Source organism: Cognatiluteimonas profundi, from assembly GCF_009792795.1.
Lineage (GTDB): Bacteria > Pseudomonadota > Gammaproteobacteria > Xanthomonadales > Xanthomonadaceae > Cognatiluteimonas > Cognatiluteimonas profundi.
This window is the reverse complement of the sequence record NZ_VKHQ01000001.1, coordinates 85,529-99,173: the sequence shown is the minus strand read 5'-3', so window position 1 is coordinate 99,173 and position 13,645 is coordinate 85,529. Positions and strand designations below refer to the sequence as shown.

Sequence of the window (13,645 nt, the reverse complement as noted above, 5' to 3'; positions counted from 1 at the left end):
CTGCTGTTGCCTTGAAGGTGTCATCCATGAGTGTAGCGAGGCAAGAGGACCTGCGGGACGAAGTCCGGGCGATGCGCTGGTTCACAGGCGTCTGGGTGTTGCTGACGCTCATCAAGTTGCTGGTGGCCGCGCGCTTGCCGCTGTTCGTCGACGAGGCGTTCTACTGGCAGGAAGGCCAGCACCTCGCGTGGGCCTATTCCGACCTGCCGGGGATGACGGCGTGGCTGACCCGCCTGGGCGTGGAGCTGGGCGGCAACCATCCGCTGGCGCTGCGCGCGCCCTTCCTGGCGATTGCCGCCTGCCTGCCCTGGCTGGTCGCGCGAATCACCGCCCGCGAGTTCGGGGCGGCGCAGGGCTGGATGGCGGGGCTGTTCACGATGCTGCTGCCCCTGGCCGGAACGCTGGGCGTGCTTGCGGTGCCGGATGCGGCCATGACATTCGCCACGCTGTTGTGCATGGACGCCGGATCGCGACTCCTGCGAGGCGTGACGGCGACGGCGGCGCTCGAACTCGGCGCAGGGCTTGCGATCGGCGCACTCAGCCACTACCGGTTCATCGCCGTGATTGGCGTTGGCCTGATGGCGTTGCTGCTGATCCCGCAGGGGCGCGCGGCGCTGCGCGATGCCCGCGTACTGGTTTCCATTGCCTTCGGCGCCGCCGCCTGGACACCGCTGCTCGCATGGAACCTGGGCAATGCGGAGGCCGGCCTGCGCTTCCAGTTGCTCGATCGCCATCCGTGGGCATTCCACGCGGACGGTATCTGGTTCGTGCTGATCCAGGCGCTGCTGGTGACCCCGCTGCTGTTCGCCGCGCTGGCGTCGGCCGTATGGGTGCATCGCCGCGACCACAACCTGGTACATCGCTACTTCGCCTGGCTTGGCGCGCTGGTGGTTGTTGGATTCTTCGTCCTCGGATTCTTTGCCGACACCGAGCGGGTCAGCTTCCACTGGCCATTGCCCGGGTACGTCGCGCTGCTGCCGTTGCTGCCGGGACTGTTGCTGGCATGGCCACGGTGGTTGCGGTCGGCGACGGTCGCCATGGCGGCAGCGGGCCTCATCGGCATGCTCGGGTACTACGCCGCGGTTTCAGTGCCGTCGCTGCGGGCGCAGACGGCCGCCGACAAGTGGTATCCGAAGAACTTCGCCGGATGGGACTCGCTCGCAACGTCGGTTCGCAAGCTGCAGTCGACGATGCCGGCGGACACCCGGCTGGTTGCCGACAATTTCAAGGATGGAGCGGAGCTCGGCTTTGCGCTCGACGATCCGCAGATTGCCGTCCTTCCACATCCGCTGAACCGCAAACACGGTCGTGCGCCGCAGTTGAAGTTGTGGGGGCTGAGGGTCGACGACCGATCCGAGCTTGGCGCGCGCCCCGTGCTGCTGGTGGTCGGCGCGTCGGAAGTCGAATACAAGAACCTGCTGGAGCAATATCACGCGCTGTGCGAACGGGTCGGTCCCCTGCCGCGGCCCCGCGTGGTCAACGTGGATCACGGCAGCCAGCGCTTCCTGCTGTTCGCATTGGGTCGAAAGCGTGCGTCGGGTCCATGCACCGCGCCGGCGATGGCTTGGGTGGACCAGCCCGCGGCAGGCACGAAGGTTGGACGCTCCTTCGATGTTTCCGGATGGGCATTCAAGGATGGCGTCGGGTTGCGGCAGGTCATCGTGATGCTCGACGGCTTGCCCGTTGCCAAGGCGCAGTACGGCCTGGCCAATCCGGGCGTCGCGATCTTCTGGAAGCAGTCGACCGATCCGCAGCAGCCAAATGTGGGTTTCCAGGCGCAGGTCAACGTCCGGTCGGTCCCCGCCGGGCGCCATTGGCTGGGCCTGCGGCTGTTCGGGCGCGACGGCAGTGTCGAGGATTGGAGCGAGGAGCCGATCACCATCCGCTGACTGCACACCGCGCAATGCATGTCACTCGGCTCAGGGGACGGCGAAGCCCGCCTGGCGCAGCAGCCTTGCGGTTGCGATGAGCGGCAGTCCGATCAGGCCGGTGGGGTCTTCGGACCGGATCGACTCGAACAGCGCGATGCCCAGTCCTTCGGCCTTGAAGCTGCCGGCGCAGTCGTAGGGTTCCTCCGCCTCCAGATAGCGGCGCACCTCGTCCTCGTGCAGCGCGCGGAATCGCACGGTGGTGACATCCAGTGCATGGAATCGCTGGCCGTCCGCCCGGGCCAGGCAGACCGCCGTCAGGAATTCGACGTTGCGACCGGACATCGCCATCAGTTGCGCCAGCGCCCGGTCATGGCCACCCGGCTTTCCCAGCGTCCGTTGGTCGAGGGTCGCCACCTGGTCGGAGCCGAGCACCCATGCGTCCCCGTGTGTACCCACCAGGGCCTCGGCCTTGGCCTGGGCCAGGCGGGTCGCCGTCGCTGCCGGTATTTCACCTGGGCGTGGCGTCTCGTCCACAGCGGGCGCCGCGACCTCGAATGGCAATCCCAGGCGCTGCAGCAACTCGCGCCGATAGCGCGACGTCGATGCCAGCAGCAGCCGCCCGGATGGTGGTGGCCTGCGGGCGTCCCGTTCATCCACGCCGGCGTTCAATGCAGCAGTGCCCGTGCCCGGTCGATCTGGACCAGTTGTTGCTCGATCCGCACCCGGGCGGCGTCGATGGAGTCGCGCACCACCTGAAGCTGCTGCAAGGACGCGTCCGGACCGTGCTGCTGCAGCCAGAGCCGCTGGCGCAGCATTTCCTGCATGGCGTCGCGGACCGGGTTCTGGTCGCTGCCCACGATGGCCTCGATCTCGACCCGCGCCGTCCGCAGGCGTTCTTCAAGGGCATCGGCCGCATCCAGGACCTGAATGACGGCATTCTTGCGGCGGCCGCTGCGACGGCGGACGGCCAGGGCCAGTCCGGTGATAATGGCGGCGATGGCGAGCAACAGCAGGACAGTGCTCAAACAGGCATTTCCGGCGGGACAGGAATGCAGTCTGCCGCCGGCCCCCGCGCGGGGCAAATCACCCGCTTCCACAAGGGCCTGGGTTTGACAGCAGGGGCCCCGACGCCTAACATTCCGCCGCTTATGTCTGCGGAAATACCGGAATCACGGGTGCCCGACGTCCTGGACGCCTGGCGCATGGTGGCTGCGCGGCGGGTATTCGAGGGATCGTTGCCACTGTCGTCGATGACCCGGCTGCGTGACGTGCTGTACGACGATGAAGGTGTGGTTCGCTTCGCGCTCGAGTTCGACCGCGATGCATTCCAGGTTCCCTACGTCGAGCTGAGGATCGACGCCGCACTGCCGCTGGAATGCCAGCGCACGTTGCAGCGCTTCCTCCAGCCGGTGCAGCTGGTGCAGCGTCTCGGGTTGATCCGCGACGAGTCGGACGAAGCGGGATTGCCCGAGGGATACGAGCCGTTGTTGCTGCCGGACGACGGTTTGTTGCACCCCGCCGATCTGGTCGAGGATGAATTGATACTTGCCGTGCCGGTCGTGCCGGCGATGCCTGGCACGGAGGCCATGGAAAAGGAATGGCCGGTGCAGGCCGAAGAGCTTGAGCAGGCCAATCCATTCTCGGCGCTGGCCCGGCTCAAGCCGTCGGACTGATGCACCAGGTTGGATCAGACAGAAAAATACGCGGCGAGAGCCGGGCGAATCACACCGAATTGAAGTTGGAGCACTCCCATGGCTGTACAGAAATCCCGAGTTTCCCCATCCCGCCGTGGCATGCGTCGCGCCCATGACGCGCTGACCTCCAAGCAGCTGTCGACCGATCCGACGACCGGCGAGACCCACGTGCGGCACCATGTCACTGCCGACGGCTACTACCGTGGCAAGCAGGTCATCGTGCCCAAGACCAAGGTGGTCGAGGAAGATTGATCCCGCGGATCGCGGCTGCCCAGCCAGCCGCATCCACGCGCAGTCGCACCGGGTTGGTGCGGCTTCAGCCGAACAGACACGGGGTCACCCATGAGTGAGCAGGTCGCTGGCCAGTCGAATGCTGGCCGGATCTTTTCCCGCATCGCCGGTACTGGCAGCTATCTGCCGGAAAAGGTGCTGACCAACGCTGATCTCGCGCAATTCGTGGACACCAGCGACGAGTGGATCGCGGCGCGCACGGGCATTCGTGAGCGCCACGTCGCGGCCGAGGGCGAAACCACCAGCGATCTTGCCTATCACGCTGCCGTTCGCGCGATGGACGCCGCCGGTGTGCAGGCATCCGAGCTGGACCTGATCATCCTGGGCACCACCACGCCCGACCTGATCTTTCCCTCCACGGCCTGCCTGTTGCAGCATCGACTGGGCGCCAACGGATGCCCCGCATTCGACGTCAACGCCGCCTGCTCGGGTTTCCTGTTCGCATTGGCGGTCGCCGACCAGTTCATCCGCTCCGGTTCCGCGAGGACCGCCCTGGTCGTCGGTGCCGAGACCCTGACCCGCATGCTGGACTGGTCCGATCGCGGCACCTGCGTGCTGTTCGGTGATGGCGCCGGCGCGGTGGTGTTGAAGGCCGATTCCGAGACCGGGATCCTCAGCACGCACCTGCATGCCGATGGCAGCAAGAAGGAATTGCTGTGGAATCCCGTCGGCGTGTCGGTCGGCTTCAAGCCGGAGGAGCACAACGCTGGCGTCAAGGTCCTGATGATCGGCAACGAAGTGTTCAAGCACGCCGTCAAGGCCCTGGACGCCGTCGTGGAGGAAACCCTCGCCGCCAACGGGCTGGACCGCCATGACATCGACTGGCTGATCCCGCACCAGGCCAACCTGCGCATCATCGAGGCAACCGCCAAACGACTGGACATGCCGATGGAGCGCGTCGTCGTCACCGTCGACAAGCACGGCAACACTTCGTCCGGATCGGTTCCGCTGGCGCTGGATTGCGCGGTGCGTTCCGGGCAGGTCAAGCGTGGCCAGTTGTTGTTGCTGGAAGCCTTCGGCGGCGGCTTTACCTGGGGCTCCGCACTGCTGCGCTATTGAGCACGCGGAAGTAGCGGTTGGCTCCGGGCGTGCGCCACAGTACTGACGCTTTGCCGTCCCGTGCCCGTATCATTCGCGCCCCTTTCGAGGATTGCCGATGACCTGTTCGCCGACGCTTGCCTTTGTCTTCCCGGGGCAGGGCTCACAATCGATCGGGATGCTCGCCGGACTGGCGCAACGCAACCCGGTCGTGCGTGACACGTTCGTCGAAGCCTCGGACGGCGCGGGTGTCGATCTGTGGACCCTGTCCCAGGCTGGCCCCGAAGACGAGCTCAATCGCACCGAATTCACCCAGCCCGCACTGCTCGCCGCAGGCGTCGCGGTGTGGCGGCTGTGGCAGCAGCAGGGCGGCAGCCAGCCGTCCGTGCTCGCCGGCCACAGCCTCGGCGAATACAGCGCGCTGGTCGCCGCGCAGGTGTTGTCGCTGGGCGATGCGGCCCGACTGGTACGGCATCGCGGCCAGCTGATGCAGGACGCCGCTCCTCCCGGGACGGGCGCCATGGCCGCCGTGCTGGGTGCCGACGACAACGTCGTGCAACAGGCCTGCGCGGACGCATCCGGCGCCGACGTCGTCGTGCCCGCCAATTACAACTCGCCTGGCCAGATCGTCATCGGCGGGCATGCTGCCGCCGTCGACCGCGCACTGGCGCTGCTCGCCGAGCGCGGCGTGCGCAAGGCAGTGAAGCTCGCCGTCAGCGTGCCATCGCATACGCCACTCATGCGCGATGCCGCGGAACGCCTGGGCGCCGCAATGCAGGACATGCGATTCAGCGATCCGGTGATCCCGGTGATCCAGAACGTCGATGCGCGGATCCACCCGACGACCACCGCGATCCGCGCCGCGCTTGTGCGCCAGTTGTACCTGCCCGTGCAATGGACGTCCTGCGTCCAGGCGCTCGCATCGCGTGGCGTCACGCGCGTTGCCGAGTGCGGCCCGGGCAAGGTGCTGGCGGGCCTGGTCAAGCGCATCGACAAGTCGATGGATGCCATCGCCATCGGATCGCAGGACGACTTCGACAACGCATTGCAACAATGGAGCGAGGCATGAATCAAGGCGCATTGCATGGAGAAATCGCCCTGGTGACCGGCGCCAGCCGCGGCATCGGTGCGGCGATCGCATCCGAACTCGCCGCACTGGGCGCAACCGTCATCGGGACGGCGACGTCCGCTTCCGGGGCAACCGCCATCGGCGAGCGACTCGCCGCCGCCGGTGGCCACGGTCGCTTGCTGGACGTGACCGACGGCGCGTCGGTCGAGGCGCTGGTCGATTCGATCGCGACGGAATTCGGCGGCGTGTCGATCCTCGTCAACAACGCCGGCATCACCCGCGACAACCTGTTGTTGCGGATGAAGGAGGACGAGTGGCAGGCGATCCTCGACACCAACCTCACCAGCGTCTATCGCACCAGCAAGGCCGTGTTGCGCGGGATGATGAAGGCACGCAAGGGCCGCATCATCAACATCGCATCGGTGATCGGATCCATCGGCAATGCCGGTCAGTCCAACTACGCCGCCGCCAAGGCTGGTGTCGTCGCGTTCTCCAAGTCGCTGGCGCGCGAGATCGGGTCGCGGGGCATCACGGTCAACGTGGTCGCGCCCGGATTCATCGACACCGACATGACCCGCGCGATGCCCGAGGCGGCACGTGAAGGACTGCTCGGGCAGATCGCCCTTGGGCGGCTCGGCGAACCGGCCGATGTCGCCCATGCAGTGTGTTTCCTGGCCGGGCCGTCCGCCGCCTACATCACCGGCGAAACCCTGCATGTCAACGGCGGGATGTACATGCCCTGATCGGCCTGAAAGGGCCGCCAGCCCGGCATACGGGCGGTTACACTTTCCCTTACACTATGCGTCTGAACAGTCTCCCCGGAGGAGCAAATACCCATGAGCAGCATCGAAGAGCGCGTCAAGAAGATCGTGGTGGAGCAGTTGGGCGTGAAGGAAGATGAAGTCACCAACAGTGCTTCGTTCGTTGACGATCTCGGCGCCGACTCGCTCGACACCGTGGAGCTGGTGATGGCGCTGGAAGAAGAATTCGAGTGCGAGATTCCGGACGAGGAAGCCGAGAAGATCACCTCCGTGCAGCAGGCGATCGATTACGTCCGGACGCACGTCAAGGCCTGACGCGTCGCAACGCGTGGCACGCCGGGGCCGCATACGCGGCCCCGCGCATTTGTGAAACGGGCGTTACGCGATCCAAGAGAGCCGGCCGCGGTGCCGGGCTAAAGATCCAGGAGTGAGCCATGTCCAAGCGTCGTGTCGTCGTCACCGGTCTCGGCATCCTGTCGCCGGTCGGCAATGATCTTCAAAGCAGCTGGGATGGAATCATCCATGGCCGTTCGGGCATCGGTCCGATCACGCATTTTGATGCGTCCTCGTTCCCCACCCGCATCGCCGGTGAGGTGAAGGGCTTCGATCCTGGCGCCTGGATCGCGCCCAAGGACATCAAGAAGATGGACCCGTTCGTGCATTACGGCGTCGCCGCTTCGATGATGGCGCTGCAGGATGCGGGACTGGAGATCACCGATGCGGTCGCGGACCGGATCGGCGTTGCCATCGGCGCCGGCATCGGCGGGCTGAAGGGCATCGAGGAAACCACGCTGAAGTTCCACGAAGGCGGCGCCCGCAAGATCTCGCCGTTCTACGTGCCCAGCACGATCATCAACATGATCGCCGGCCAGGTCTCGATCATGACCGGCGCGAAGGGCCCCAACATCGCCGTGGTCACCGCCTGCACGACGGCGACACACAACATCGGCCTGGCGATGCGCATGATCCAGTACGGCGACGCCGACGCGATGATCGCCGGCGGCGCCGAATTCGCCACCACGCCGACATCGGTTGGCGGATTCTGTGCGATGAAAGCGCTCTCCACGCGCAATGACGAACCGGAAAAAGCCTCACGGCCATGGGACAGGGACCGCGATGGTTTCGTCATGGGCGACGGCGCCGGCATCCTCATCCTGGAGGAATACGAGTACGCCAAGGCGCGCGGCGCCCGCATCTATTGCGAGCTGGCCGGCTTCGGCATGAGTGGCGATGCACACCACATGACGGCGCCAAGCGAGAGCGGCGAGGGTGCCGCGCGCTGCATGGTCAATGCGATCCGCGACGCCGGCATCGACGCCTCCGCGATCGGCTACATCAATGCGCACGGGACGTCGACGCCTGCCGGCGACCTCGCCGAGACGATGGCGATCAAGGCGGCGCTTGGCGAGCACGCCTACAGGACAATGATCAGTTCGACGAAATCGATGACCGGCCACCTGCTCGGCGCGGCCGGCGGGGTCGAGGCCGTGTTCTCGGCGATGGCGCTGCATACCGGCATCATTCCGCCGACGATCAACCTCGACCATCCATCGGAGGGTTGCGACCTGGATTACGTCCCACACGTCGCCCGCGAACATCGCGTCGACGTGGCGATGTCCAATTCGTTCGGTTTCGGCGGCACCAACGGCACGCTCGTGCTGCGCCGTTTCTGACGGCCCCCGGCGGGCGCATGCTCGTCATCCGGCCACTGGCCGCCGACATCGACCTGCTGGCGCTGCATCGATTGTCGCCGCGGCGCTATCCGCTGCTGCTGGAATCCTCGGCGACAGGCTCGGCCCAGGGTCGATGGGATGTGCTGCTCGCGAGCAATGGCGAGTCGCTGGTGGCGCATGCGGACGGCGTCACCCGTCGCGGTGATGGCCGCATTGCGGGACGCGATTTCCTCCACGCACTCGATCTCGACTGGCAGGCACTGGGTGGCGGTCGCGAGTCGTCGCCATGGCCGTTCCGCGGTGGCTGGGCCCTGTACCTGGGATATCCGCTGGCCGCGCAGGTCGAGCCTGTCCTCGCGCTGCCACCGGTGACGGGCGCATTGCCGATCGCGGCGGCCTTGCGCTGCCCTGCCGCGGTGCTGCGCGACCACGCGACGGGGCAGTGCGTGATGCTGGCCGAAGCCGCGCATGCCTCGATGCTCGACACGATCGACATCGATTGCGACCTCGCCATGGCAATGCCGGCGCCCGCAGCGTGGCAGGCGCCCGCATCGATCAGCGAGGACGATACGGATCGGTTCACCAATGGCGTCGCACGCATCCTCGACTACCTCGCCGCGGGTGATGTCTTCCAGGTCAACCTCTCGCGGCAATGGCAGGCGCGCTTCGACCGCCCGCTGGATCCGGCCCAGTTGTTTGCACGGCTGCGCAGCCACAATCCGGCGCCGTTCGCCGGACTGCTGGCGCTGGATGGCTGCGCTGTCGTCAGCGCCTCGCCCGAGCGCCTGGTGTCGGTGCGCGGCGACGACATCCAGACGCGCCCAATTGCCGGCACCCGGCCGCGCTTCGATGGCGACGACGATGCCGCCCGCATCGGCGAACTCGTCGGCCATCCGAAGGAGCGCGCCGAGCACGTGATGCTGATCGACCTGGAACGCAACGACCTGGGTCGTGTCTGCCGGCCAGGCAGCATCGAGGTCGATGAATTGATGGGGGTCGAAAGCTACGCGCACGTGCACCACATCGTGAGCAACGTCCGCGGTCGCCTGCGCGACCGGGTCACGCCGGGTGATGTGATCCGCGCGGTATTCCCCGGCGGCACCATCACCGGCTGTCCGAAGGTGCGCTGCATGCAGATCATCGCCGAGCTGGAGACGGCCGATCGTGGCGCCTACACGGGCGCTTTCGGCTGGCTCAATGGCGATGGCGACCTCGATCTCAACATCCTGATCCGCAGTGCCGAAGTCGAAGGCGACACGGTACGTTTCCGCACTGGCGCCGGCATCGTCGCCGACTCCGATCCCGCACGGGAGCTGGACGAGACGCGCGCGAAGGCGCGCGGCATGCTGCGCGCGCTGGGTGTCCAGGGATGAGCGCCCTCGTGTTCCTCGGCAGCGAGTCGATCGACGCCATTCCCGTCGGCAATCGCGGCATGGCCTATGGTGACGGCCTGTTCGAAACCATGCGCGTGCACCGCGGCAGCATTCCCTGGTGGCAGGCGCACTGGGCACGCCTGGCCGTCGGTGCCGCGCGCCTGGGCATCGCGCTGCCCGAAACCACGCAGGTGCGGCAGGCCGCGGCGACCTTGTTCGACGATGCTGGCGATGGCGTGCTGAAACTGCTGCTCGGTCGTGGTGGCGACGCTCGCGGATATGCACCCGTGCCGGATGCACCGCCGGTGTGGGTGCTGTCCCGCCATGACCTGCCGGAACGCGCGCGGCAAGGCCTGCACCTGCACTGGTGTGCGACCCGGATGGCAATCCAGCCTGCACTCGCCGGCCTCAAGCACTGCAACCGCCTCGAGCAGGTGCTGGGTCGCGCGGAGTGCGTGCGCGCGCACGCCGACGAGGGCCTGATGTGCGACGGCGAGGGGAGCGTGGTCAGCGCGACGGCTGCCAACGTGTTCGTGCTATGGGAGGGCCGGTGGCGCACGCCGCGTGTCGATCGCTGCGGCGTGGCCGGCGTGTGCCGATCGCATCTCCTGTTGATCCTCGACGCCTGCGAAGAGCGCCTGTCGCCAGCCCAGGTCGAGGACGCCGACGCGGTTTTCCTGTGCAACGCGGTGCGCGGTATCCTCCCCGTCACCCGCCTGGGTGCGCGGACATGGACCGATGTTTCGCAATCGGTGTCGGCCGGGCAACTGCTCGCGCAGTCGCACCCCGGTCTCGCCCCTGACCTGGAGCATCCGTGAGCCGCAAACCCAAGCGCCGTGCCGGATGGCTGTTCCCCTTCGTCCTGTTGCTTGCGGCGGCGACTGGTTATTGGGCGGTCACCCGTTACCTCGGATTCGCCGACACGCCCATTGCCGGGCTGCACGCCGGAGACACGCTGCAGGTCGAGCAGGGAGATTCGTTCGCGACCGTCCTTGGCAAGCTGAAGGCCGTCGGCGCGCAGGCGCACGTCCTGGAATGGCAGGCGCTGGGCCGGCAACTCGGCGTCGCCGGCAAGCTGCAGGTCGGCGAATACGCACTGGAGCCCGGTACGACCCCACGCATGCTGTTGATGCGGATGCGCGAAGGCAAGGTCATCAGCCATCGCTTCACGATCGTCGAGGGCTGGAACATCCGCGAACTGCGGGCAGCGCTCGGGCGCGCGCAACCACTGCGGCATGACGCGGCCAAGCTCGACGACGCTGGCCTGATGAAGGCGCTGGGGCATCCGGGCATGCATCCGGAAGGCCGCTTCCTGCCCGAAACCTATGTCTACACGCGCGGCGACGGAGAACTGGCGGTGTTGCGGCGCGCATTCGACGCGATGTCGCTGGCATTGGCCGAGGCGTGGAAGACGCGAGCCGCCGACCTGCCATTGCAATCCCCCGAACAGGCGCTGGCACTGGCCTCCATCGTCGAGAAGGAAACCGGCGTTGCCGAGGAGCGGCCGGCAATCGCCGGCGTCTTCGTGCGGCGACTGCGCATCGGCATGCGCCTGCAGACCGATCCGACCGTCATCTACGGCATGGGCGCCGCCTACGCCGGCAACATCCACAAGGCCGACCTGCTCGCCGACACGCCGTACAACACGTATACGCGCATGGGCCTACCGCCGACACCGATCGCGATGCCCGGACGCGCCGCATTGCAGGCCGCGACCCATCCGGCGGCTGGCGACGCGCTGTATTTCGTCGCGGTCGGCGACGGCAGTGGCCGGCATGTGTTCACCAGTTCGCTGGCCGAGCACGAAGCCGCCGTGCGGCAGTACATCCAGCGTTACCGCGCGGCGCGGAGCCCGGCGACGCCATGACGACGACATTGACCGCGTATCCGCGTTTCATTTCGCTGGAGGGTGGCGAAGGGGCGGGGAAGACGACCGTACTCAATGCGCTTCGCGCGATGCTGCAGGCCGATGGTGCGGACGTGTTGAGCACGCGCGAGCCGGGAGGCACGCCGCTCGCCGAGCAGATCCGCGGACTGCTGCTGCGCAATGAGCCGGCAGGCGAGGATGTGGCACCGGAAACGGAGCTGCTCCTGATGTTCGCCGCGCGCGCGCAACACCTGCGCCATACCATCCTGCCGGCGTTGCAGCGCGGAAGCTGGGTGCTCTGCGATCGCTTCACCGACTCCAGTTACGCCTACCAGGGCGGCGGGCGCGGATTGCCGATCGCGCTCATCGCCGGTCTCGAGCAGCACGTGGTCGGACTGCAGCCGGGCCTGACGCTGCTGCTCGACGTGGGCGTGGATGAGGGCAGGGCCCGCGCACGTGGCCGGGATCCTTCCCCGGACCGCATCGAGCGCGAACAGGACGACTTCTTCGAGCGCGTGCGCAACACCTTCCTGCAGCGCGCGGCCGCCGAGCCGGACCGGTTCCGGATCATCGATGCCAGCCGTCCGGCGGACGTGGTCGCTGCCGATGCCGTGCGTCACCTCGCGCAATGGCAGCGGGCGCAGCAGTCATGACATCGACTCCGCCGATGGCCCCGTGGCAGGAGCGCGCCTATGTCCGCGCCGCAGCGGCCATGGATGCCGGCCGCCTGGGTCATGCCTTGCTGATCTGCGGTCCGGCGCAGCTGGGAAAGCGCGCCGTTGCCGACCGACTGGCATATCGCGCGCTATGCCGCACCCGCGATGCGCAGGGCGAAGCGTGCGGAACCTGCCGCAGCTGTCGTCTGTTCAAGGCCGGCACGCACCCGGATTTCACCGTGGTGTCGTTTGTCATGAACAAGGAAAACACCCGGTTGCGGACCGAGGTGGTCATCGACCAGATTCGTGCGCTGTCGGCGAGCATGTCGCTGACCCCGCAGTTCGGCGGCGCGCAGGTCGTCATCGTCGACCCGGCCGACGCCGTCAATCCGGCTGCGCTGAATGCGCTGCTCAAGACCTTGGAGGAGCCGCAGCCCGGTCGTTACCTGTGGCTGGTCACCAGCAACCCGGCGCGGCTGCCGGCGACCATCCGCAGTCGTTGCCAGCGGCTCGAATTCGCATTGCCGCCAGCGGACGAGGCCCTTGCCTGGCTGCAGTCGCAGGGACACGCCAGCGCCGCCGCGGCGGAGGCATTGGCGGCGGCGCGTGGCCATCCGGGCCTTGCCGATGCATGGCTGCGCGATGGCGGGCTGGCGCTGCGGCGACAGGTCATCGCGGACCTGCAGTCGCTTGCCGAAGGCAATGCATCGGCGGCCGCGACCGCGCAGCGATGGGCCGCGGATGAGCATGCATCGCTGCGTCTGCGCTTTGCCGCCGACCACGCCGTGGCGCTGGCGACCAGCTTGACCGATCCGTCCCGAACACGCAGTCTGGCCAAGTGGTTCGATGCCGCGAACCGGACCCGCGCGCTGCTGCGCACGACGGTTCGCACGGACCTGGCGATCGCGGAGTTGTTGCTGGCCTGGCCGCTGGATTCCGGCGGCAAGGCGGATGGGAGACGCATGGGCATGACGGGGGAAGTGCGCTGATGGCTGCAACCGCAGGTGGTGCCCGGCAGGGAATCCTGTCGCTGGCGGTCAAGGACAAGGCGCAGCTCTACAGCGCCTACATGCCCTACCTCAAGAGCGGCGGCATTTTCGTGCCGACGGGCAAGCGCTACTTCCTCGGCGACGAGGTCTTCCTGTTGCTGACATTGCCCGAATCCAACGAACGCCTGCCCGTGGCCGGCAAGGTGATCTGGATCACTCCCGCCGGTGCCCAAGGCAACCGTGTTGCGGGTATCGGCGTGCAGTTCACCGACAGCGCCGAGGGCGAAACGGTGAAGGGACGCATCGAAGCCCTGCTCGCGGGCACGCTTGGCGCGGACAAGCCGACCAGCACGATGTAACGGC

At 67.2% G+C, this 13,645-nt stretch carries 16 protein-coding genes; 14 read left to right on the top strand and 2 right to left on the bottom strand.

All coding sequences use genetic code 11. The features are described from left to right. The first annotated feature begins 50 nt into the window (after window positions 1-50). Window positions 51-1,889 carry an ArnT family glycosyltransferase gene (locus tag GST15_RS00500; protein WP_199268685.1) on the top strand — a complete coding sequence of 613 codons (1,839 nt, stop codon included), beginning with the start codon at window positions 51-53 and terminating at the stop codon, window positions 1,887-1,889. A gap of 30 nt (window positions 1,890-1,919) precedes the next feature. Here GST15_RS00500 and GST15_RS00495 read toward each other — a convergent pair whose 3' ends face one another. Together GST15_RS00495 and GST15_RS00490 are read right to left on the bottom strand one after the other, a co-directional pair. Then, on the bottom strand, window positions 1,920-2,528 hold the full coding sequence (locus GST15_RS00495) for a Maf family protein (RefSeq protein ID WP_199268683.1): 609 nt from the start codon (window positions 2,526-2,528) through the stop codon (window positions 1,920-1,922). An 8-nt stretch (window positions 2,529-2,536) separates the two neighbouring features. Then, window positions 2,537-2,896: a hypothetical protein gene (locus tag GST15_RS00490; protein WP_159015294.1), complete on the bottom strand. Its 360-nt coding sequence runs from the start codon at window positions 2,894-2,896 to the stop codon at window positions 2,537-2,539. A 123-nt stretch (window positions 2,897-3,019) separates the two neighbouring features. On the opposite strand from GST15_RS00490, the gene GST15_RS00485 reads away from it, so the two are divergent. The 13 genes from GST15_RS00485 to GST15_RS00425 all read left to right on the top strand — a co-directional run bounded on the left by GST15_RS00485 (window position 3,020) and on the right by GST15_RS00425 (window position 13,641). After that, the gene (locus GST15_RS00485; protein WP_159015350.1) at window positions 3,020-3,544 is read left to right on the top strand and encodes a YceD family protein; all 525 of its coding nucleotides are present in this window, start codon (window positions 3,020-3,022) and stop codon (window positions 3,542-3,544) included. Between the two features lie 78 nt (window positions 3,545-3,622). After that, on the top strand, window positions 3,623-3,817 hold the full coding sequence (rpmF, locus tag GST15_RS00480) for a 50S ribosomal protein L32 (protein ID WP_159015293.1): 195 nt from the start codon (window positions 3,623-3,625) through the stop codon (window positions 3,815-3,817). Between the two features lie 90 nt (window positions 3,818-3,907). Continuing rightward, window positions 3,908-4,915, top strand: coding sequence for a beta-ketoacyl-ACP synthase III (locus GST15_RS00475; protein ID WP_159015292.1), 1,008 nt, complete (start codon window positions 3,908-3,910; stop codon window positions 4,913-4,915). 97 nt (window positions 4,916-5,012) lie between these two features. Then, window positions 5,013-5,963, top strand: coding sequence for an ACP S-malonyltransferase (gene fabD / locus GST15_RS00470; RefSeq protein WP_159015291.1), 951 nt, complete (start codon window positions 5,013-5,015; stop codon window positions 5,961-5,963). Then, window positions 5,960-6,706 carry a 3-oxoacyl-ACP reductase FabG gene (gene fabG, locus GST15_RS00465; RefSeq protein ID WP_159015290.1) on the top strand — a complete coding sequence of 249 codons (747 nt, stop codon included), beginning with the start codon at window positions 5,960-5,962 and terminating at the stop codon, window positions 6,704-6,706. Before fabD ends, fabG begins: the two co-directional genes overlap by 4 nt. Before the next feature lie 93 nt (window positions 6,707-6,799). Then, entirely contained in the window at window positions 6,800-7,039 is a 240-nt protein-coding gene (gene acpP, locus GST15_RS00460) for an acyl carrier protein (RefSeq protein WP_159015289.1), read from the top strand. A gap of 119 nt (window positions 7,040-7,158) precedes the next feature. Beyond that, complete coding sequence (gene fabF / locus GST15_RS00455; RefSeq protein WP_159015288.1) at window positions 7,159-8,397, top strand: beta-ketoacyl-ACP synthase II; 1,239 nt, start codon at window positions 7,159-7,161, stop codon at window positions 8,395-8,397. 17 nt (window positions 8,398-8,414) lie between these two features. Continuing rightward, window positions 8,415-9,770: an aminodeoxychorismate synthase component I gene (locus tag GST15_RS00450; RefSeq protein WP_159015287.1), complete on the top strand. Its 1,356-nt coding sequence runs from the start codon at window positions 8,415-8,417 to the stop codon at window positions 9,768-9,770. Then, window positions 9,767-10,588, top strand: coding sequence for an aminodeoxychorismate lyase (pabC, locus tag GST15_RS00445; RefSeq protein WP_159015286.1), 822 nt, complete (start codon window positions 9,767-9,769; stop codon window positions 10,586-10,588). The genes GST15_RS00450 and pabC overlap by 4 nt, the downstream gene beginning before the upstream one ends. After that, window positions 10,585-11,637 carry an endolytic transglycosylase MltG gene (mltG, locus tag GST15_RS00440; protein WP_159015285.1) on the top strand — a complete coding sequence of 351 codons (1,053 nt, stop codon included), beginning with the start codon at window positions 10,585-10,587 and terminating at the stop codon, window positions 11,635-11,637. The genes pabC and mltG overlap by 4 nt, the downstream gene beginning before the upstream one ends. Beyond that, the gene (gene tmk, locus GST15_RS00435) at window positions 11,634-12,290 is read left to right on the top strand and encodes a dTMP kinase (RefSeq protein WP_159015284.1); all 657 of its coding nucleotides are present in this window, start codon (window positions 11,634-11,636) and stop codon (window positions 12,288-12,290) included. The genes mltG and tmk overlap by 4 nt, the downstream gene beginning before the upstream one ends. Further along, a complete protein-coding gene (locus GST15_RS00430; RefSeq protein ID WP_233262995.1) occupies window positions 12,287-13,282 on the top strand; it encodes a DNA polymerase III subunit delta' in 996 nt (331 codons plus the stop codon). The genes tmk and GST15_RS00430 overlap by 4 nt, the downstream gene beginning before the upstream one ends. Further along, a complete protein-coding gene (locus tag GST15_RS00425) occupies window positions 13,282-13,641 on the top strand; it encodes a PilZ domain-containing protein (protein WP_159015283.1) in 360 nt (119 codons plus the stop codon). Before GST15_RS00430 ends, GST15_RS00425 begins: the two co-directional genes overlap by 1 nt. The last annotated feature ends 4 nt before the right edge of the window (window positions 13,642-13,645 follow it).

Bases quoted from the DNA above. Each gene is read 5' to 3' on its own strand.
- pabC (WP_159015286.1), top strand. From the start codon at position 9,767: ATGAGCGCCCTCGTGTTCCTCGGCAGCGAGTCGATCGACGCCATTCCC.
- GST15_RS00450 (WP_159015287.1), top strand. From the start codon at position 8,415: ATGCTCGTCATCCGGCCACTGGCCGCCGACATCGACCTGCTGGCGCTG.
- fabG (WP_159015290.1), top strand. From the start codon at position 5,960: ATGAATCAAGGCGCATTGCATGGAGAAATCGCCCTGGTGACCGGCGCC.
- tmk (WP_159015284.1), top strand. From the start codon at position 11,634: ATGACGACGACATTGACCGCGTATCCGCGTTTCATTTCGCTGGAGGGT.
- GST15_RS00430 (WP_233262995.1), top strand. From the start codon at position 12,287: ATGACATCGACTCCGCCGATGGCCCCGTGGCAGGAGCGCGCCTATGTC.
- rpmF (WP_159015293.1), top strand. From the start codon at position 3,623: ATGGCTGTACAGAAATCCCGAGTTTCCCCATCCCGCCGTGGCATGCGT.
- acpP (WP_159015289.1), top strand. From the start codon at position 6,800: ATGAGCAGCATCGAAGAGCGCGTCAAGAAGATCGTGGTGGAGCAGTTG.
- fabF (WP_159015288.1), top strand. From the start codon at position 7,159: ATGTCCAAGCGTCGTGTCGTCGTCACCGGTCTCGGCATCCTGTCGCCG.
- GST15_RS00475 (WP_159015292.1), top strand. From the start codon at position 3,908: ATGAGTGAGCAGGTCGCTGGCCAGTCGAATGCTGGCCGGATCTTTTCC.
- GST15_RS00425 (WP_159015283.1), top strand. From the start codon at position 13,282: ATGGCTGCAACCGCAGGTGGTGCCCGGCAGGGAATCCTGTCGCTGGCG.
- GST15_RS00485 (WP_159015350.1), top strand. From the start codon at position 3,020: ATGTCTGCGGAAATACCGGAATCACGGGTGCCCGACGTCCTGGACGCC.
- fabD (WP_159015291.1), top strand. From the start codon at position 5,013: ATGACCTGTTCGCCGACGCTTGCCTTTGTCTTCCCGGGGCAGGGCTCA.